The organism is Luteibaculum oceani, from assembly GCF_007995015.1.
GTDB lineage: Bacteria > Bacteroidota > Bacteroidia > Flavobacteriales_D > Luteibaculaceae > Luteibaculum > Luteibaculum oceani.
In genome coordinates, this window is the sequence record NZ_VORB01000012.1 from 1 (window position 1) to 19,725 (window position 19,725).

At 39.7% G+C, this 19,725-nt stretch carries 17 protein-coding genes; 11 read left to right on the forward strand and 6 right to left on the reverse strand.

All coding sequences use genetic code 11. The annotated features are described in order from the left end of the window. The 3 genes from FRX97_RS12385 to FRX97_RS11545 form a co-directional block, all read left to right on the forward strand. On the forward strand, nt 1–221 hold a 221-nt coding region (locus tag FRX97_RS12385; protein ID WP_223266621.1), incomplete at its 5' end, for a hypothetical protein. Between the two features lie 121 nt (nt 222–342). Continuing rightward, the gene (locus FRX97_RS11540) at nt 343–2,553 is read left to right on the forward strand and encodes a S46 family peptidase (protein WP_147015377.1); all 2,211 of its coding nucleotides are present in this window, start codon (nt 343–345) and stop codon (nt 2,551–2,553) included. Nucleotides 2,554–2,760: 207 nt separating this feature from the next. After that, nucleotides 2,761–4,155 (forward strand): MATE family efflux transporter, encoded by a 1,395-nt coding sequence (locus FRX97_RS11545; protein WP_147015378.1) that lies wholly within the window; start codon nt 2,761–2,763, stop codon nt 4,153–4,155. A 43-nt stretch (nt 4,156–4,198) separates the two neighbouring features. Here FRX97_RS11545 and FRX97_RS11550 read toward each other — a convergent pair whose 3' ends face one another. Together FRX97_RS11550 and FRX97_RS11555 are read right to left on the reverse strand one after the other, a co-directional pair. Beyond that, the gene (locus FRX97_RS11550) at nt 4,199–4,492 is read right to left on the reverse strand and encodes a hypothetical protein (RefSeq protein WP_147015419.1); all 294 of its coding nucleotides are present in this window, start codon (nt 4,490–4,492) and stop codon (nt 4,199–4,201) included. 57 nt (nt 4,493–4,549) lie between these two features. After that, nucleotides 4,550–5,791 carry an ABC transporter permease gene (locus tag FRX97_RS11555; protein ID WP_147015379.1) on the reverse strand — a complete coding sequence of 414 codons (1,242 nt, stop codon included), beginning with the start codon at nt 5,789–5,791 and terminating at the stop codon, nt 4,550–4,552. A 166-nt stretch (nt 5,792–5,957) separates the two neighbouring features. Between FRX97_RS11555 and purH the strand changes: the two genes are divergently transcribed. The 8 genes from purH (at nt 5,958) to FRX97_RS11595 (ending at nt 14,136) form a co-directional block, all read left to right on the forward strand. Beyond that, a complete protein-coding gene (gene purH / locus FRX97_RS11560; RefSeq protein WP_147015380.1) occupies nt 5,958–7,490 on the forward strand; it encodes a bifunctional phosphoribosylaminoimidazolecarboxamide formyltransferase/IMP cyclohydrolase in 1,533 nt (510 codons plus the stop codon). Between the two features lie 15 nt (nt 7,491–7,505). Next, entirely contained in the window at nt 7,506–8,531 is a 1,026-nt protein-coding gene (locus tag FRX97_RS11565) for a rod shape-determining protein (protein ID WP_147015381.1), read from the forward strand. A 17-nt stretch (nt 8,532–8,548) separates the two neighbouring features. Continuing rightward, nucleotides 8,549–9,364, forward strand: coding sequence for a rod shape-determining protein MreC (gene mreC / locus FRX97_RS11570; RefSeq protein WP_147015382.1), 816 nt, complete (start codon nt 8,549–8,551; stop codon nt 9,362–9,364). 3 nt (nt 9,365–9,367) lie between these two features. Beyond that, nucleotides 9,368–9,883 (forward strand): hypothetical protein, encoded by a 516-nt coding sequence (locus FRX97_RS11575; RefSeq protein ID WP_147015383.1) that lies wholly within the window; start codon nt 9,368–9,370, stop codon nt 9,881–9,883. A 4-nt stretch (nt 9,884–9,887) separates the two neighbouring features. Further along, nucleotides 9,888–11,690, forward strand: a complete 1,803-nt coding sequence (mrdA, locus tag FRX97_RS11580) for a penicillin-binding protein 2 (protein WP_147015384.1) — start codon at nt 9,888–9,890, stop codon at nt 11,688–11,690. After that, nucleotides 11,687–13,015 (forward strand): rod shape-determining protein RodA, encoded by a 1,329-nt coding sequence (rodA, locus tag FRX97_RS11585; RefSeq protein ID WP_223266622.1) that lies wholly within the window; start codon nt 11,687–11,689, stop codon nt 13,013–13,015. Before mrdA ends, rodA begins: the two co-directional genes overlap by 4 nt. 98 nt (nt 13,016–13,113) lie before the next feature. Beyond that, nucleotides 13,114–13,542, forward strand: a complete 429-nt coding sequence (locus tag FRX97_RS11590) for an FKBP-type peptidyl-prolyl cis-trans isomerase (RefSeq protein WP_147015385.1) — start codon at nt 13,114–13,116, stop codon at nt 13,540–13,542. Between the two features lie 126 nt (nt 13,543–13,668). Then, nucleotides 13,669–14,136 carry a hypothetical protein gene (locus tag FRX97_RS11595; protein ID WP_170227127.1) on the forward strand — a complete coding sequence of 156 codons (468 nt, stop codon included), beginning with the start codon at nt 13,669–13,671 and terminating at the stop codon, nt 14,134–14,136. Nucleotides 14,137–14,187: 51 nt separating this feature from the next. Here FRX97_RS11595 and FRX97_RS11600 read toward each other — a convergent pair whose 3' ends face one another. The 4 genes from FRX97_RS11600 to FRX97_RS11615 all read right to left on the reverse strand — a co-directional run bounded on the left by FRX97_RS11600 (nt 14,188) and on the right by FRX97_RS11615 (nt 19,724). Then, entirely contained in the window at nt 14,188–16,260 is a 2,073-nt protein-coding gene (locus tag FRX97_RS11600; RefSeq protein ID WP_147015387.1) for a peptidylprolyl isomerase, read from the reverse strand. Nucleotides 16,261–16,323: 63 nt separating this feature from the next. Then, nucleotides 16,324–17,616 (reverse strand): hemolysin family protein, encoded by a 1,293-nt coding sequence (locus FRX97_RS11605; RefSeq protein WP_147015388.1) that lies wholly within the window; start codon nt 17,614–17,616, stop codon nt 16,324–16,326. 224 nt (nt 17,617–17,840) lie between these two features. Beyond that, entirely contained in the window at nt 17,841–18,362 is a 522-nt protein-coding gene (lptC, locus tag FRX97_RS11610; protein WP_170227128.1) for an LPS export ABC transporter periplasmic protein LptC, read from the reverse strand. Nucleotides 18,363–18,392: 30 nt separating this feature from the next. Continuing rightward, complete coding sequence (locus FRX97_RS11615) at nt 18,393–19,724, reverse strand: tetratricopeptide repeat protein (protein ID WP_147015390.1); 1,332 nt, start codon at nt 19,722–19,724, stop codon at nt 18,393–18,395. Nucleotide 19,725 lies beyond the last annotated feature (1 nt).

Sequence of the window (19,725 nt, forward strand, 5' to 3'; positions counted from 1 at the left end):
TTGGCGAATTGGCTTATTGGCTAATTAGCACGCCCGCGGCCTTGGCTTTTTACGTTGTAATCAAGGCGGTCATCCCGATTGCAGCGAAGCGGAAAGAGGGATCCCGTAAGCCATATTCGAATTCAGGGAAAAACCCTTCATCAATTTATCTTTCATCAGTTCATCCATTCATCCTTCATCACTTCATCCATTCACCCCCCTACACCACCTATGAACTATGAGCTACGAGCTATGAACAAAATAAAACCACCCAAATAAGATTCCGACCATACAGGCATTTATGCGCTTCTTTATCCTTAGTGTTGGTCTATATTTGCGGCCAAACAATACAATTACCATTTCATGAAAAGAATATTAGTTGTTCTACTAGCAACACTATTTATCGCTCCGGCTGTTAAGGCCGATGAAGGTATGTGGTTACCGCTACTTATTAAGCGACTTAACTATGCCGATATGAAAGCCAAAGGGCTTCAATTAACTGCAGAAGAAATTTACTCAGTTAACAATTCAAGTTTAAAAGATGCCATTGTTATGCTTTCTGGCGGTTCATGTACTGCCGAGGCTATCTCTCCAAATGGTTTATTACTTACAAACCACCACTGTGCATACGGTGCGGTTCAGGCACAATCATCTACCGAAAATAATTACCTAGAGGAAGGATTTTGGGCCAAGTCTTACGACGAAGAGCTTCCAAATGCTGGTATGACTGCATCTTTCCTTGTTCGTATGGAAGATGTTACCAACCAAATTTTAAGTGAACTTACCGATGATATGACCGAAGCTGAACGCGATGCTAAAATTGCTGAGGTATCTAAAGGAATTCAAGAAAAAGCAATTGAAGGTACAGTATACGATGCTAGAGTGAAATCTTTTTTCAACGGAAATGAATTTTACCTTTTCGTTTATACCACATACCGCGACGTACGCTTAGCAGGTATTCCACCAGAAGCAATAGGAAAATTTGGTGGTGATACTGACAACTGGATGTGGCCTCGTCACACGGGTGACTTTGCTCTTCTTCGTGTGTATGGAGATGCAGAAGGAAACCCATCTGATTTCAGTAAAGAGAACCAGCCTATCCAACCAAAGCACTTCCTACCTATTTCTATTAAAGGTGTTAAAGAAGGTGACTATGCGATGGTAATGGGTTACCCGGGTTCTACCGACAGATACCTTTCATCTTATGGAGTACAAATGGAGCTGGACTACAGACAGCCAACCATTGTAGAAATTAGAGATACCAAGCTTAACACCATGAAAAAATTCATGGATCAAGATAAAGCGGTTAGAATTCAGTACGCTTCGAAGTATGCTTCAATTTCTAACTATTGGAAATATTTTATCGGACAACAAAAGCAGTTGAAACAAAATAATGTTTACGACAAAAAGGTTGCACTTGAGAATGAATTTAAGGCTTGGTTGGATAAGAATCCTGAGAAAAATGCTAAGTATGGTGAGGCACTTAAGTTAATGGAAGAGGGAATTAACGAACTTTCTAAGACTGCCATTGCAGGAACCTACCTTATTGAAGCTGGAATTACTGGGGCAAACCCAATTCTTTTTGCTTTCCGTGCACAACGTATGTTGGAGCCAGTTATTAACGATGCATCTATGATGGAGTCGGTTAAACCAAAACTTGAGCAACTTGCAGAAGGTAATTTCAAAGATTTCCACGGTCCACTTGAAAAAGAGTTATACAGGCAAATGCTTGAAATGTACATCGCTAATGTTCCTGCAGACCAACTTCCTGACTACATCAAAGAAGTTGTAGTTGGAAAATACAAAGGAGATGTAGACAAGTACATAAGCAAAACATGGGATAAATCTATTTACACCAGTAAAGCTCGATTTGAAGCCTTCTTAAAATCTCCAAGTCAAAAGGTACTTGACGCAGATGAAATCGGAAAAGCTTCTTCAAACTTCCTTAGCCTTTATTTCGCTAGCAACGAAATGAATAAGGAAGCTAATGCAAAGCTGGATAAAGGAAACCGTCTTTTTGTAGCTGGATTAAGAGAAATGAATCCAAACAAAAAATACTACCCAGATGCTAACTCAACCATGCGTTTAACTTATGGAACGGTTGGTTCTTACGAGCCTGCTGATGGAGTTAAATACAACTATTACACTACTCTAGAAGGGGTAATGCAGAAAGAAGATGCTACCAATCCAGAATTTATTGTACCAGCAAAGCTTTCTTCGCTATACGGGAAAAAAGATTTTGGAAGATATGCTAACGAAAAAGGAGAGCTTGTGACTTGTTTCATCACCAACAACGATATTACAGGTGGAAACTCAGGATCTCCAGTAATTAACGCCAACGGAGAGCTTATTGGTTGTGCATTCGATGGCAACTGGGAAGCAATGTCTGGAGACATTTCTTTTGAAACAGAAATTCAGAGAACCATTTGTGTGGATGCCAGATATATCCTTTTCGTAATCGATAAGATGGCTGGAGCTCAAAACATTATCAATGAATTAAATATTGTTGAAAGACCAGCCAAAACTGCGATTCCTCAACCTATGGAGGAAGTAGAAATGGGAATGGCTGAATAAAATTTCCTCAATCCATTTTTTAAACCCCGTGCTACTGTAGTACGGGGTTTTTTATTTCCTTAGTTATTATTGGGTAGCTAATTTTCTCCCCAAAATAGAAATTGAGAAAATTAACACCCACTACACTCCTACCAATTCTTTCTTATTGAGACTCCCTTTTCATTTCAACCATTCTTGTAGTGTATATTTAGCCTTCAATTTGAGGAAATGGCTAGTAGAAAAAACATCTGGAAAGCGCTTAAAGACGCCATTAAAGGCAGTGAAGTAGACTATACAAAAATCGACTTAAAAAAAGCCATTTTTCTTCTTGCTGTGCCCATGATACTCGAGTTGGTAATGGAGTCCACATTTGCCGTGGTGGACATATATTTTGTGGGAAAGCTTGGGGCTGAGGCAGTGGCAACCGTTGGCTTAACCGAGACCTATCTTTTCCTACTCTACTCCGTTGCAATGGGTTTATCAATGGGAGTTACTGCTATAATTGCCAGAAGAGTTGGCGAGAAGAGGCAAAGCGAAGCAGGTATAGCTGCCAACCAGGCCATAATTATAGGTCTTCTATGCTCAATTCCTTTCGCCATTGCTGGATTATTTTTCTCCAAAGAGTTACTAGCACTTATGGGGGCTAGCCAATGGACGCTAAATCAAGGCTATACCTATGCCCAGTGGATGCTTGGTGGAAACGTGGTAATTATGTTGCTATTCGTTATAAATGCCATTTTTCGTGGAGCTGGTGATGCAGCAATCGCCATGCGTGTGTTATGGCTATCAAACGGATTAAACATTATCCTCGATCCTGTTCTCATTTTTGGTTTGGGTCCCATTCCGGCCTTTGGAATTGAGGGAGCAGCCATAGCGACTAATTTAGGAAGAGGAATAGGGGTACTTTTCCAATTGTACGTTCTATTCAAAGGAAGCAAACATCTTAAGCCGCGTTTAGACCAGTTAAAATGGAAGAGCTCCGTTGCCCTAAACATCTTAAAAACTTCAATTGGCGGAATAGGGCAAATGATAATATCTATGACATCGTGGATATTCTTGATGCGAATACTGGCAGATGTTGGAGAAGCTGCCGTTGCGGGAGCTACCATTTCCATCCGACTTATGATGTTTACACTTATGCCTGCCTGGGGATTATCTAACGCAGCAGCAACTTTGGTGGGGCAAAATCTTGGGGCAAAACAACCCGATAGAGCAGAAACTACCGTTTGGAAAATAGGCTATTACAATATGGGATTTCTCATTTTGGTATCCATCGTATTCTACTTCTTCAGGGAAAATTTAATCGGAATATTCACCACGGATACGGAAGTTATTCGAATAGGATCTGAGTGGTTGAAAATTCTTTCCTACTCCTATTTTATTTATGGATGGTGGATGGTGGCGGTACAGGCATTCAATGGAGCCGGTGACACCAAGACGCCTACAAAAATTAACGTGGTTTTCTTCTGGCTAATACAAATACCACTGGCTTATTTATTGGCAATTTATTTCGATTGGAAATCGAGCGGTGTATTCTGGGCGGTATTTTTCTCCGAAGCGGGAGTTGGTCTGTTTACCTTATGGCTTTTTAGCAAAGGAAAATGGAAAAGTACAAGCGTATAGCACAGGGAAGGGGTGGTAAACTATAATCTTAATTAAATGCCTTTCAACTTCCCGCAATAACACTTCCAAAAATCCCTACCGCCAATTCTAGCCATAGCAATATAAATGTAAAAAGAACTAGGGCAATAATTATAAGTCGTTTACCCTTGTTTGTTATCCCATTGCGAATAATTGCAAGTGACATACCTAAGCCCGAAACTAAAATTCCTGCCACTAAGAAATCCATCCCCGACCAATTTACCTGATCCGAAATTCCCATTGCAATGAATGGAATTACCAAAATAAAAAGGGTAAATCCTGCTACGGTAAGAAGTTGTTTTAACGTAATCTGAATCATCATTTTAGGCTTTATCCAATAAAACGAAAGAATCCGCCAAATGGTACAAACCAAGAATTAATTGCTTCGAATGGCGATTACGGGATCAAGCCTAGAAGCAAAGAACGCAGGTACAATACCAGACAACACTCCGATGGTGGCAGAAATTCCCACTCCAAGCAAAATATTCTTAAAACTTAATGCCAACTCAAAGTCAGTAAAGGTGCTAACGGTTACGGTCATTAAGAAAATCACAAACAAGCCTATTAATCCACCTACAACGGCTAGGAAAGCGGCCTCGAATAGAAATTGCAGCAGGATAAAATAATTCTTCGCGCCTAATGCTTTTTGAATACCTATTAGGTTTGTGCGCTCTTTTACCGACACAAACATAATGTTGGCTATGGAAAATCCACCTACAATAATAGACAGGAACCCAATTAAGAAACCTGCCATATTTACTACCCCAAAGAATTCATCGAGTTGATTATTAATCAAGGAGGATTCATTTAATGCAAAATCGCTTTCCTCTTTGGGTTTTATTCTCCGGATAGCACGCATGGTGCCTTCCAACTCATCTTTTAATTGGTCGTTAGAAATTCCAGCAGCCGCTTTAACCATAATGGCCGCATCAACATTTCTAACATTGGTTAAGGATTTTGCAAAGTTTACGGGTACAACAACGGTCTCGTCTGCAGAGTTTCCAAAAATGCCATCTCCCTCTTTCTCCAGTACACCTATTATGGTAACTCTTAAGCCGGCTATTTTAATTTCCTTTAGCAGGGCTAATTCTGAATCCCCAAAAAAGTTCTCGGCAATTCCGTATCCTACTATTGCCAACGGGCTTCCCCCTCTAATTTCTTTATCGGTAAAGTATCTTCCAGAGCTAATACTCAAATTTTTAACCTTGTCGTAGCCAGTGGAAACCGCATTAACACTAACCCCTTGTAGGGTAGCCTTTCCGTACTCTACCTTTCTTCTAAATTCACCAGTGTATGCTATTCCGAGTACAGGAAGATCGTAAGCTTCGAGTAATCTAACCTCCGAAGGAAGCGGTTGAGGGCGCTTAAAAAACTTCCACCACTCATAGTTAGGCCCTCCACCCCAAGGCCATTTTTGGATAAAAATTACATCATCACCCAATGTTGCAACTCCATCTCTAATTCCTTTTTCCAGAGAATCTACTAGGGTTAAAACACTTATAATGGCAAAAATACCAATGGTTATCCCCAATAGCGACAACAGAGAACGCAACTTATTTAACACCAATCCCTGATATGCAAATACCCAACTTTCCTTGAGAAGCTTCAGTAAAATCATGCCCAAATATCCATTAAAAGCATCAAAAATCGCTACCGATTATCACAACTATTTTCCTCCCAGGAAAAAATGCAGCAAAATCTTTGCTATCGAACGCAAAACGGGGCCTTACAAATTGGTAATTAAGGAACTAAAGCAGTAATATTGCACTATTTTTCAGAGATTCATGTCAAAAGTAAAGCCAGTTAGATCCGCACTCATTTCTGTTTTTAACAAAGAAGGATTAGAACCCATCTTAGATGAGTTAAGAGCTCATGATGTTGCGATATACTCTACCGGAGGAACTCAAAAATTTATTGAAGATTACGGTTGTGAGGTAATTCCTGTGGAAGCTTTAACCGCGTATCCATCTATTTTAGGGGGGAGAGTAAAAACTTTACATCCAAAAATATTCGGTGGGATATTAGGTAGACGTGAAAACGATAGTGATATCCAGGAGATGCAGGAATACCAAATTCCTGAAATTGATTTGGTAATTGTAGATCTATATCCATTCGAAGATACCGTTGCTCAAGGGTTGAGTCATCAGGAAATCATTGAAAAAATTGACATCGGTGGAATTTCTCTTATTCGCGGTGCAGCAAAGAACTTTAACGATGTAGCCATTGTTGCTTCGAAACAGCAATACGGCGATCTTCTTGATAGTTTGAAAGCCCATCAAGGGGGTACAACCGAGGAAGTAAGAAGAAATCTAGCCACTTCGGCATTTAATGTTTCTTCGCACTACGATACTGCAATATTCAACTGGTTCAACCAAGGAAATAACGGATCGAGTTTAAAGCTTAGCGAAACCTATTCTACCCCACTTCGCTATGGAGAAAACCCACACCAAGCAGCAGCTTATTACGGGAATTTAGATGCTTGTTTCGAGCAATTAAATGGTAAAGAACTTTCTTACAATAACTTATTAGATCTAGATGCTGCCCTTGCACTTGTTGAGGATTTTGGCACCGAAAAACCAGTTTTTGCGGTGATAAAACACAACAATGCCTGTGGTTTTGCACAAAGAAACAGCGTATTAGAGGCATGGAAAGATGCCCTTGCAGGTGATCCAGTTTCTGCTTTTGGTGGAATTTTAGCCTGTAATCAAAAAATTGATAAAGCCACCGCCGAGGAGGTAAACAAACTATTCTTCGAGATTTTGGTAGCACCTGATTTTGATGCAGACGCATTAGAAATTCTCGCTGCAAAGAAAAATCGCAGGATTTTAAAACTTAAGGACTTTACTAGAAACCCTAAACACGTAAGAACTGTGTTAAATGGGTACTTAGTTCAGGATATCGACAACATTGCAGACCGCAAAGAGTCGTTTGAATTAAAAACTAAAAAAGCTGCAACCGAACAAGAGTTGTTGGATATGGAGTTTGCAAACAAACTTGTAAAACACACCAAGTCTAACGCAATTGTATTAGTTAAAAACGGGCAGCTTTTGGCTAGCGGAACCGGCCAAACAAGTCGTGTAGATGCGCTACAACAAGCTATACACAAGGCTGGAACGTTTAATTTTTCATTAGAAGGTGCTGTTATGGCATCCGATGCCTTCTTCCCTTTCCCCGACTGTGTTGAAATTGCTCACAAAGCAGGAATAACAGCGGTTATACAACCGGGAGGAAGTATTAAAGACGAACTTTCTATTAAATTTTGTGACGATAACGGTATGGCTATGGTCTTTACTGGTAACCGTCACTTTAAACATTGATATCACCATTAAGCAATGGGTTGGAAAAACTTATTTACGCAGGAAATTGCCATTGACCTTGGTACCGCGAACACATTAATTATTTACAACGACAAAGTTGTTGTAGACGAACCATCAATTGTTGCTCAAGACCGTGCAACGTCTAAGGTGATTGCCATTGGAAGGCAAGCACAAAAGATGCATGGTAAAACGCACGAAAACATTAAAACCATCCGCCCACTTAAAGACGGTGTAATTGCAGATTTTTATGCTGCAGAGCACATGATTCGTGGATTCATTAAAATGATCTATTCGGGAAGCAGAGTTTTTACTCCAGCCCTAAGAATGGTGATTTGTATTCCATCTGGAATTACTGAGGTGGAAAAAAGAGCGGTAAAGGATTCTGCAGAGCACGCCGGTGCTAAGGAAGTGTACTTGATTCACGAGCCTATGGCAGCAGCAATAGGTATTGGAATTGATGTGGAAGAACCTATGGGTAACATGATTATCGATATAGGTGGAGGTACATCAGAAATTGCTGTAATTGCGCTGGGTGGTATCGTTTGTGATAAATCTATCCGTGTTGCTGGAGATGAATTTACCAACGACATTGAAGAATATATGCGTCGCCAACACAACATCTTAATTGGTGAGCGTACTGCGGAGAAAATTAAAATTGAAGTAGGTGCTGCGCTAGACCAACTAGACAATCCACCAGAAGACTACGCGGTTAGAGGTAGAGACCTTATGACTGGGGTTCCCAAAGAAATAATGGTAACCTACTCCGAAATTGCACACGCACTAGATAAGAGTATTGCAAAAATTGAGGAGGCTATTCTTACCGCATTAGAAATGACTCCACCTGAACTTTCAGCTGATATCTACAAAACGGGTATCTATTTAGCAGGAGGTGGTTCCATGCTAAGAGGATTAGACAAAAGAATTTCTCAAAAGACTAAATTACCAGTTCACATTGCCGACGACCCTCTTAGAGCCGTTGCACGTGGTACAGGTATAGCCCTTAAAAATATCGATAAGTTCAAGTTCTTAATTAGAGACTAGCAACTTAGGAAGAAAATATGCGTAACGTTTTTGCATTCTTCTACAGAATTAGAGCAGAACTACTTCTTGTGGTGCTGCTCTTTTTTTGTTTGGGAGGGTTATACCGTTCAGGATCCATGCAACAAGCTGTATTTGCAAAAAATACAGCTGAGGTTTCAGGCTATTTCTACGGTCTTAAAAACAACGTAAGTGGATATTTTAATCTGAGAGAGCAAAACCGAAAATTGAACGAGCAAATAGAGCGATTAAAAAATCAATCTAAGGATGCTTTCGAGGTAATTCCCTCTGAACAATTTGAACAAAACGATACACTTTACAGACAAATCTATATTTACCAAGACGCAGAGGTAATTAATAGCACAGTATCGAAACCCAGAAACAATCTAACTATAAACCGAGGTCGTTTACACGGGGTAACTGTAGGCCAGGGTGTAATCGCTTCTGAGGGGTTGGTAGGGGTAATAACCAAGGTCTCGGATAACTATGCAATAGCCATGCCTATTATCAATAATAGGTTTACAGCAAGTGTTGAAATTAAAAATCAAAACTTCTTTGGACTGCTTAGATGGAATGGAAATGACATTCGCCACGCCAATCTATATGATATGGCAGATTATGCCGATGTTACCGAAGGTGATACGGTTGTTACTCGTGGGGCGTCTGCAATTTTCCCAAGGGGCATTATGGTTGGAACCATTGAGGAAATAAATAGGAAACCCGAACTAGGCAAATTAGATATTACTGTTAATCTTTCCGTTGATTTTGCTAAACTCAGAAATGTGATTTTAGTAAAACATGTGTATAAAGAAGAATTAGAAAACTTAGAAGATTAAACCTTGGGAAAACTAGCTAAAATACTACTCAGAACCCTTTTAATTGTTCTTATCCAAGTATGGATTTTAGACCAAGTAAATATTATGGGTACTTGGGTTGTGCTTTTTATTTACCCACTGGCCATTATAAAGCTTCCTGTTAAAATCCCAACTATTCCATCCATGCTAATTGGTTTGGCCATTGGATTATTGGTGGATGTATTTACTGGCACCTATGGATTAAACGCATCATGCGGGTTAATCCTCGGTTATTTAAAACCGAAAATAATCGCTCTTATTAGTGGTAGAGAAGAATTAGAGGAGATTCAGGAACCTGGATTGTTTAGACCAGGATTACAATGGTTTCTTACCCTAACCTTATTCATTCTGCTGGCCCACTCACTTTGGTATTTTAATCTTTCGCAATTCCAATTGAGCAGCTTTTTTAAAATACAGGGAAGAGCCCTTCTGAGTACGTTATTTAGTTTTTTACTGATAATTTTGGCCGAAGTCCTATTCGCTAACCAAAAAAGAAAATAATTCCATGTCCAATTATTCCAGAAGACCGGTACTGCTGGTACTCTTTGTGTTAATTGGATTTATTTTTCTAGTTCGTTTATTTTTCCTCCAAGTAGTTGACAATTCCTGGAAAGCCCAGGCGGCGAGCATGTCGGAGAGAAGAATCATCCAGTATCCTGCCCGGGGTATTGTCTTCGACCGAAATGGCGAAGAATTAGTCACAAACATCCCCGTTTACGACTTAATGGTACTTCCAAGGGATCTGGAACCTATGGATACTGCCCTTTTTTGCGATTTGGTGGGTGTGAGTAAAGAAGATTTTATCAAGCGCATCAAAGCTGCCAAGGCTTATTCATACCGTAAAGCATCAATCTTCGAGAAACAAATACCGGCCGGGGATTACGGGAAAATAGCCGAGCAACTCTATCAATTTCCTGGGTTTTATGGTCAAAGTAGAACCTTAAGAACCTATCCACAAAGAACTGCGGCTCACGTACTAGGTTACATTGGCGAAGTTTCTGGTCCACAGATAGAACGAAATCCTTATTACAAAAAGGGCGATTACGTTGGCTACAATGGAATAGAGAAATACTACGAAGAGGTTTTACGTGGAGAAAGGGGAGTAAACTACGTTGTTGTAGATGTTCACAACAATACCCAAGGATCGTACAAAGATGGATTGTATGACACCTTACCCCGAGCTGGAGAAAACATTTATTTAAGCCTAGACGCCGAATTACAGCAATACACAGAAAAATTGCTTCAGGGTAAAAGAGGAGCGGTTGTTGCCATCGAACCCTCAACGGGCGAAATCTTAGCACTAGCCAATAACCCAAAATACGACCCCAACCTGTTAATAGGACGCGTAAGAAGTAAAAACTACAACAAACTACTCCGCGATACCCTTAAACCTCTTTTTAACCGTGCTTTAATGTCGAGGTATCCTCCTGGGTCTACTTTCAAATTGATCAATGGGCTTATTGGTCTACAAGAGGGGGTAATCGATCCCAATACCTCTTTTAGATGTCGGGGTGGTTATTTTTATCCGGGCGGCAAAGTAGGTTGCCACGACCACAGCAGTCCAGTGCGTCTTAATTATTCAATCACCACCAGCTGTAACGCCTATTACTGCAATGTTTTTAAGAATTTAATGGACAATGGTGGTGACACCGAAGCGAATTATAAAAAATGGAGAACCTATCTAAGTGATTTTGGATTAGGTAAATCTCTGGGAATAGATCTTCCATCTGAAAACAGCGGTTTTATACCCGAAACAACGTACTACGATAAATTCTACGGACGCAATAGATGGAAAGGTCTTACCATCATATCGCTAGCTATAGGACAAGGGGAAATTGGAATTTCTCCAGTGCAAATGGCGAATATGTGTGCAACCATTGCCAATAGAGGGTACTATATAACCCCACATTTCATTAAAAAATTCGAGAATAATCCAGATTCACTACCAGAAATATATACCCAGAAAAATAAAATAGACATAGATTCTACGTACTGGGAATTGGTGGTAGACGGAATGGAAAACGTGGTCTTAAATGGTACCGGACGAAGAGCACATTTCTCCGATAGCATTTCGGTATGTGGAAAAACAGGAACTGCACAAAACCCACACGGGAAAGATCACTCAATTTTTATTGCATTCGCCCCAAAAGGCAATCCTAAAATTGCGGTGGCGGTTTACGTAGAAAATGTTGGATTTGGAAGTACCTGGGCTGCCCCTATTGCCAGTTTAACTATTGAGAAATATCTAACCCGAAAAATTACCAGGAAGACTTTAGAAGACCGAATGTTTAATGCCGATTTACTTTGATAGATAACCGTAGAAATAAAATTTGGAGCAACATAGATTGGCTATTGGTGGCCATAGTAGTTTTATTGGCGCTTTTCGGTTGGATTAATATTTATGCGGCCAATTTTAATGAGTCCTATCCCAATATTTTTTCTCTTAATCAGGAATATGGAAAACAAGGGATGTGGATGGTTATTGCGGTTGTGGCGGGCTTTATAATTTTACTTACCGATGGTTTCCTTTTCCTCAGGATTGCCCCTGTTATCTACATCATATTTACTTTACTACTGGTACTTGTACTCTTGGTCGGAAAAGAGGTAAATGGAGCAAAATCTTGGTTCGGTATCGGCTCTTTTGGTATACAACCTGCTGAATTCGCCAAGCTCGCAACTTGTTTATTTATCGCCAATATTTTAAGAGATACGAGTAAAAATATTTCTGCCTCTCTTTACTTTAAAATTGCCCTGTGCATTGGTTTTCCAGCTCTTTTAATTCTTCTTCAGCCCGATACGGGAACAGCAATTGTTTTCTCTGCTTTTTTTCTGGTGTTGTACAGAGAAGAGTTAGTAGGAAACATAATTTTTTCGGCTATTCTGGCCCTTTTTATAGCGGTTTTAGTGCTTATCATGCAAAACAACAGCTATGCCCTTCCCTTTTCAGACATTGTTGTAAATGGGAAATATTATTTCATGGGGATACTCTTTTCACTTGGAACAATTTCCTTTCTCATTGCTAAGCGATTTGTTTTAAAGAGAAGTAGAAAGAAGTTTATGTGGATTATAGCGGCATTAACCGTAGCATCCATGCTTTTTAGTGGGGCGGTGGATTTTGTATTTAACAAAGGATTAAGCCCTCATCAAAAGAAGAGAGTCGAGATTTTACTGGGATTAGACGACGATCCCCAAGGTGCGGGATACAACGTAAGGCAAAGTAAAATCGCTATAGGCTCCGGTGGATTTGCGGGGAAAGGATTTTTACAAGGGTCTTTAACTCGATTTAAATTCGTTCCCATGCAGAGTACAGACTTTATTTTCTGTACCGTTGGAGAAGAGTGGGGATTCTTAGGAACCGCCTTTGTAATAATCTTATACATAGCATTATTAATTAGGCTTACGGCCATAGCCGAGCGGCAGCGAAGTAGCTTCTCTAGGATATTCACGTATAGTGTCGCTTGTATTCTATTCCTACACTTTACCATAAACATTGGTATGGCTATTGGACTGGCTCCGGTAATTGGAATTCCCCTTCCATTTTTTAGCTACGGAGGTAGCTCCCTGCTATCCTTTTTTGTTATGATAGCCATAGTGCTTAGACTAGACTCCCAGCGATTGGATATTTTAAGATAAGTATCGGATAATCAGGGGAATTAACAGAATTTCTTCCGAAATAATCGTTAAGCCCAATAAGAGTCCCTACCTTTGCATGGAATTTAGAAAAAAGTAACATGAGTAAAGTAAAAGCGAATGACACTATTAAGGTGCATTACACTGGTAAATTAAACGACGGACAAGTATTTGATAGCTCATTGCAGCGCGATCCGTTAGAAGTTACTTTAGGACAAGGCGCTTTAATCCCAGGATTCGAAAAGGGATTGATTGATATGGAAGTAAACGAGAGTAAAACCATTACCATTCCTAAAGAAGAAGCTTACGGAGAGGTAAGAGAAGAATTGTTTCAAAAGGTACCTAAATCTAACCTTCCACAAGATATGCAACCAGAGGTTGGTATGGGATTAGTTGCTACTACTCAAGATGGTGGTGAGCAACAACTTCGCATTGCTGAGGTATTAGATAACGATATCGTAGTGGATGCAAATCACCCACTTGCTGGACAAGATTTAACCTTCGAACTTAAGCTTGTAGAGATCAAGTAATATCTATTTAGCTACTATGGAAAGCCATCAATCTTAAGGTTGATGGCTTTTTTTTTGTCAATATTTCAAGCAACACTTGTCAATATTTTTATCCCCATTTTTAAAATTGACTATGTTCCCCCTATTATGCCACTAACTCCCCTACTAAATAGGTTAATATGGCTTCCTAGATGCTTTTTAGGAGCTTGGCAAGACAGTACCGGAAGGCAATTGCACTTGTGGAGAAATAAGGGCAATAAACTGCTTGTAAGCATACACGGAGCCGATAAGCAGCCTTTTACTTTGTCTGACCTAGACGAAAATACTTGGCCCTCCATAGACCTTGAAGGCACACTTAAATACAATAAAAGCAACGATACTTCCTACATTTCTATAGAAGCGGGACAATCTGGCCTGGGACCAACATATGAACTGTATTTATGTCTATGGAATAAAAGAGGACTAACCCCTTATTCGTGGTTAAATAAAAAGGGGATTCCCATAATAAAACCCAATATTGGATTAGGCCTTTACGACGATTGGGAAGATCATCTTGGAGTACCGTGGGCCTGGCCTCTCGAAGATTTTCACAAAAAAATACCCCGACCAAAATAGCCGGGGTATTTACAAGCTGTGAGTTATTTATTAATTAATTCGAGCTCTAATTTAATAGAAGTATTTGTAACGCTCATCCTTAATGTCTGCTTTATCTACTAAAGCTTGGTATGCGCTATTTTGAGTTCGTTGAACTAATTTTCTTCTTTCAGAGATAATATTAGATGCATAGCTAGTGGTTTCGGCTGGCTCAGTTACAGATGTAACCTTAACAACATAAACTCCAAGTTCTCCTTTTAAAGGTACAGAAACACTTCCCTCAGGTAGGGTAGCTATTTGTCCAACAACTTTTGGCTCTCTTCCAGCTCCAGCAATTGTTACCGAGCTAAAAGTAGAGGTTGCTTGTTTTACAGTTGATTCAACAGCAGTTGCAATTTCCTGTAAGTCTGAACCTTTCATTTCAGCCATTAGCTTTTCTGCCTTTTTCTCTCTTAACAACTCGCGTTGCATTTGAGCACGAACTTTCTCTAAAGACGGCTCTCCTTCTTCAGAAATATCGGTTAGAATGGCTACTACAAACTGGTTGTCTAATTCAAGTGGCTCAGACACCTGACCTAATTCAGCACCAATCATCCATCTAGCTACCTTTTGAGCGTTAGCACCTAAACCTGGAAGGAAAGTAGATCCAGGGGCTACGTCATTTGCTTCTCGTACTTGGTATCCCTTCTCTTCTGCTGCAGCATAAAATGCTTCCTCGTTATCGTTGCTGATACTAAATTCAGAGGCAGTGTTGTAAACCTCTTCAATTGTTTCGGTAGATGCCTGAATAGCACGGCTGATAGTAGCTAATTGTACTTGCTCTACTTCTCTTCTATCCAATACCTCGATAACGTGTACACCAAACTGAGATGTAGCTTTGGTTAATTCACCCTTTTTAGCGTCGAATGCAGCTTTTTCGAATGGAGCAACCATTTGACCTTTGCCAAACCAATCAAGATTTCCACCATTAGCAGCTGACCCTCGGTCTTCAGAAATTTGAGCAGCTAATGCTTCGAAATTCTTGTTCTTCTTAATTACACGAATTAAAGAATCTGCTTTAGCCTCGATATCCTCTATGGTTTCCGTTCCAGTAGGCTTAAGTAAAATGTGTCTTGCGTTTACTTCAGGAACTTTACCATTAACTACAACCTTAGAAATTTTCATCGCTCCGGCTTGCTCGTATGGCCCCACAACCGAACCAACAGAAGCATTAAGAATTAATGAATCGGTAGTTGCATCAGTACTTCCTTCAGTATAAACAAGTGGACGGTAAAATTGAACATCACCGTTTAACATTACAAAATCAGTATCGTTATCGGTTTGAGCGAACTCATTCTTAAGATCTACTAACTCGCGACGAATAGCATCTCTATCTTCTTGAGTAGCCGTTTTTTGGAAAACGATAAAATCAATAGATCTACTTTCAGCTTGCTTAAATCTAGCCTCAGATTTGTGCTCGTTGTAGTAATCTTCTAATTCGTCTTCAGTAAAGGATATCAATGAATCGCTAACCGCATTGTAATTTTTCATCACATAATCGAAAGCAAATTGCTTGTTAAGTGCTACGTAATTGTGCTTTCCTTGCACTTGGTTTACGTAAATTCCTTTTTCGATTAGGTTGAAATACTTTTGATTTAATCGAGTTTCAATCACATTTTCCTTTTGCAGCTTCCAATACATAGGATATTGCTCCTGGATAACCGCAAAGAATTGTCTTACGTTATTGGGTTCAAATTGCCCAGTTTCTGGATTTTGGAATTGCTGATTGGTACGAATAAATTCTAGGATGTTAGAACCAAATCTAACATCATCGTACTCTTCTCTAGGAACACTTAGTCCAAGTGCTTCGATTTCTTTTGAGATGGTATTCTCGCGAATGAATTGATTCCAAACTTGTTCACGCAGTTGTTGTTTGGTGTTCTCATTTACAGTAGCTCCAACACTTTTTTGAGCTTCTGCAATCTCCTCCACGCGATATTCAAATTCGCGGGTATCAATTTCATTTCCGTCGATTTCTCCAACTATTATTTCTTGGCGGCCTCCACCCCCACTAAAGAAGTCTCCTAAAATAAAGGCGGCCATTGCCCCTCCGATTACTATAAGTAGTAATCCCGATCTTTTTCTGATTTTTCCGATTGTAGCCATCCAGTGTGATCTTCAATTAAAATTTAAGCTGCGAAAATAGTGTTGATAGGTGATTTATGAAAGTCAAATATCCTGTTTTACTATCACCCTTAGCAATTCTATTTTGGTTTGCGATGCAGACTCCACTGTTAGCAGGTAATTCGGAATCTGAATGCGCACTCCTTTTTTTGGAATTTCTCCCAATTGAAATAAAACCAAGCCAGCAAGTGTGTCATATTCTTCACTTTCTGGAAGATTTAAACGAAACTTTTCGTTGATTTCATCGATTTCCAATCTCCCAGAGAACAAATATTCGTCGTTTGAAATTTTTATTTCCGTGAGTTCATCGGCATCGTGTTCATCTTCAATTTCGCCAACAATTTCTTCAATAACATCCTCTATGGTAAGCATACCAGAGGTTCCACCAAATTCATCTACCACCACCGCAATACCTATTTTGGTGTCGATAAACTGTTTAAGCGCTTCTTGTATGTTTTTACTTTCTGGAATAATAAATACCTGGCGAAGGATATTTTTTATCGATTCGGGTTTAGCGAATAAATCGAAACTGTGCACATAACCAATAACGTTATCTGTATTATCTCGATACACCAGCACCTTACTTAATTTGGTTTCAATAAACTTTTTACGCAGGTTTTCGAGACTTTCTTCAATATCTATTGCCACAATTTCATTTCTAGGAATCATACAATCCCTAGCTTTAATCTTCGAAAAGTCTAACGCGTTTTGAAAAATCTGGATTTCATGACCCACATCTTCCGTATTACTACTTCCCGTTAAAACCTCTTTCACGTAGTGATCTAAATCTACTTTTCCAAAGTTGGGAGTAGATTGGTTGTCGCTAATAGAAAACCCGAGTACCCTTTTCAATACAAATTCACTAATCCCCACAGTTATAATCATTGGGATCCACAAAAGGAAAAACACAATTACTAGGGGAAAGGCAAAAATGCTTAACGCATTGTTTGGCTGCACGGAAAACAAAACTTTAGGTAGAAACTCTGCGGTAACCAAAATTATCAATGTAGAAATCAGGGTTTCGCAAATAAGCGCTTGATAAGAGCCCTCGCCGAACCCAAACCAATGGGTTAAAAAAGGCGTTAGCACCGCCCCCATTTGTATACCAAATATTACCAGGGCAATGTTGTTTCCCACCAGCATTGCTCCTATGAACTGCGATGGGCGTTTAAATAAAAATCCTAGAATTTTTCCTTGAAAAGTACCCTGCTTATTATCCAACTCTATCTTGAGGCGGTTGGCCGATACAAAAGCAATCTCCGACCCTGAGAAAAAGGCCGAAGCTAATATGGTAGCTAGAATAATTAATATACTGACCAGCGGGTCGTCTGTATCCATTCAGGGAATCTTAGTGCTGTAAAATTACAATTTAGATTTAGAAATTTCGCTTTCGATAATTTCTTCGCATCCAAAATAAAAAACCCGTGAAAACCGAGAAAATCAGCATAATCCAATCCAGTCTATCCAACTTTAACCATTGGTAAAAGAAATTGGCCAGTGTAAGTATGGATAACGCCATCATAAAGCGCTCCATAATAAGGTGGTAATGTTTTGCTTTCATACTATTCTTCTACGGCTATATTTCCCGTAATTTCCATGATTTCGTACTCCTCGAAATTTTGTTTGGCACGCAATCCATTTCCATAAATCACCCCCGTAGGCTGGGTTATTTTCACAAATTCTCGTGTAACAAATATCCCCGAATCCTGATACCAGGTTAATTTTTCAGTATTTAGCTGTTCCCCCTTAACGTTGGTGATAATAACATCTTTTTCGGCATAAACCGTACCCCTCTCTTCCAACCACAACCCGTAATCTGCCTTCATGGTAGATTCTAACCTACCAATAGAATCGTAGAAATAGGCCTGCAGCCCTTTGGGCATTTCCGTCCAAACTGTATCGCCAGCGTTAAATCTTTGTATGTGCTCCGACAACAATCGAGAATTCTTCTTTCCCTTTTCGGAATAAATGATTTCGGTATCAAAAGATTCAGCGTAAGGTTGCAGTTCATTCCCCGAAACCTTGTTAACCTCCTCATAAGAATTTTGACAAGAAAAAAGCATGACCATGCCGAGGCTGATCATGCTTAATTTATGTTTAAACTCGAAGTTCATTTACAAACGTGGCGTAACACTTTGGTTAATCCAGCATCCAATCTGTACTGGATCTTTCTTAACGTTACCAGCGTTATCAATTTGTCCATATTGGAACATCATAGTCTTATCTGGGAAACGACCTGAATACGCACTGATTTTAGAGTTTGCTACTCCCGAAATTGAGCTATCCACAGATTTTGCTTTGCTGTAATAATCGACCGCTAACCAATACACTGCAGCCTTTTCGAATTCGTTAGACCCACAACTTGGTGCACTTGCAGCAATCGCATCTCCAATAATAATGTATGCTTTTCCATTGTTGCCGTTAATTCCTAGTGCTTTTCTAGCTAGGTTGTTTGCAGTTGAATATGCACCTGTTCCTATCGCTGCACTAGCAGCTGCTACGTAGTAGTTCTCTAAATCTGCCAATCCAGCAGGAGCTAACTCTATCGCCTTGTTTAGAGAAGACAATGCTTCGCTGTACTTCGACTTCTTTAGTAAAGCAACTCCAAGTGCGTATGAAGATTCGTGCGAAGGCTCCAATTCGTTTAGCTTTTTGGCCACCTTTACAAAGGTTTCGCTTTCAGTACACTCTCTCTTAGTCATAATCTTAGCCAACTTCTTAACGTTGTCTAGATCGTTAGGCGCTTCCTGGAATTTTTTCGCAGCAAGTGCATTGATGTCATCACACTGAGCAACTAGGATAAAGTACTCATTGATGTTATCCTTAGCCTTATCGTAGTATGTGTGATACTTTTCTTTAGCACCCGCTTTACCTTTATCCAGGTACTCAGTAATAGACAAGTACTCGGTAAGCAAATCTTCTCTTGCTACTTCTTCCTTTTTAAAGGCCTCGAACATAGAACGATAGTATAAATCTAACACCCCTGGTTGAGACTTAGCCTCTTGAAGTTCTACTGATTTTTTGAATACTTTATATGCTTTTAAAGGCTCATCGCTTCTGTATTTATACATATCGATACCCTTTAAACCAAGCACATAACCCTCTTGTCCAAAGTGCTTAATTCTAGCGTCATATACCGCCAACATAGAGTCGATTAAGGCCTCCTTTTCAGTAGCATCCTTAGCATTTTTAATTTTATACTCATAAAAATTAACGCCATCTATGTAAAGGGTTTTAGCCGCTTTTGGACAAAGCTTACACGCCTTTTTCCATGGTTCAAATGCGTCCGCAACATTTTTCTGATCACGAAACTCGCGATACAGTGAAATATTCTGCTTACACTTTTCTTGGATTTCTGGAGTAGCACCATACTTGTTTGCATCTTGCGCATCAACACTAAACGCTCCTACTACCAATACACTCAATAATGCAATTGACTTTTTCATA

Bases quoted from the DNA above. Each gene is read 5' to 3' on its own strand.
- FRX97_RS11615 (WP_147015390.1), bottom strand. From the start codon at position 19,724: ATGAAAAAGTCAATTGCATTATTGAGTGTATTGGTAGTAGGAGCGTTT.
- FRX97_RS11605 (WP_147015388.1), bottom strand. From the start codon at position 17,616: ATGGATACAGACGACCCGCTGGTCAGTATATTAATTATTCTAGCTACC.
- purH (WP_147015380.1), top strand. From the start codon at position 5,958: ATGTCAAAAGTAAAGCCAGTTAGATCCGCACTCATTTCTGTTTTTAAC.
- FRX97_RS11590 (WP_147015385.1), top strand. From the start codon at position 13,114: ATGAGTAAAGTAAAAGCGAATGACACTATTAAGGTGCATTACACTGGT.
- FRX97_RS11600 (WP_147015387.1), bottom strand. From the start codon at position 16,260: ATGGCTACAATCGGAAAAATCAGAAAAAGATCGGGATTACTACTTATA.
- mrdA (WP_147015384.1), top strand. From the start codon at position 9,888: ATGTCCAATTATTCCAGAAGACCGGTACTGCTGGTACTCTTTGTGTTA.
- lptC (WP_170227128.1), bottom strand. From the start codon at position 18,362: ATGATCAGCCTCGGCATGGTCATGCTTTTTTCTTGTCAAAATTCTTAT.
- FRX97_RS11550 (WP_147015419.1), bottom strand. From the start codon at position 4,492: ATGATTCAGATTACGTTAAAACAACTTCTTACCGTAGCAGGATTTACC.
- FRX97_RS11565 (WP_147015381.1), top strand. From the start codon at position 7,506: ATGGGTTGGAAAAACTTATTTACGCAGGAAATTGCCATTGACCTTGGT.
- mreC (WP_147015382.1), top strand. From the start codon at position 8,549: ATGCGTAACGTTTTTGCATTCTTCTACAGAATTAGAGCAGAACTACTT.
- FRX97_RS11595 (WP_170227127.1), top strand. From the start codon at position 13,669: ATGCCACTAACTCCCCTACTAAATAGGTTAATATGGCTTCCTAGATGC.
- FRX97_RS11540 (WP_147015377.1), top strand. From the start codon at position 343: ATGAAAAGAATATTAGTTGTTCTACTAGCAACACTATTTATCGCTCCG.
- FRX97_RS11555 (WP_147015379.1), bottom strand. From the start codon at position 5,791: ATGATTTTACTGAAGCTTCTCAAGGAAAGTTGGGTATTTGCATATCAG.
- FRX97_RS11545 (WP_147015378.1), top strand. From the start codon at position 2,761: ATGGCTAGTAGAAAAAACATCTGGAAAGCGCTTAAAGACGCCATTAAA.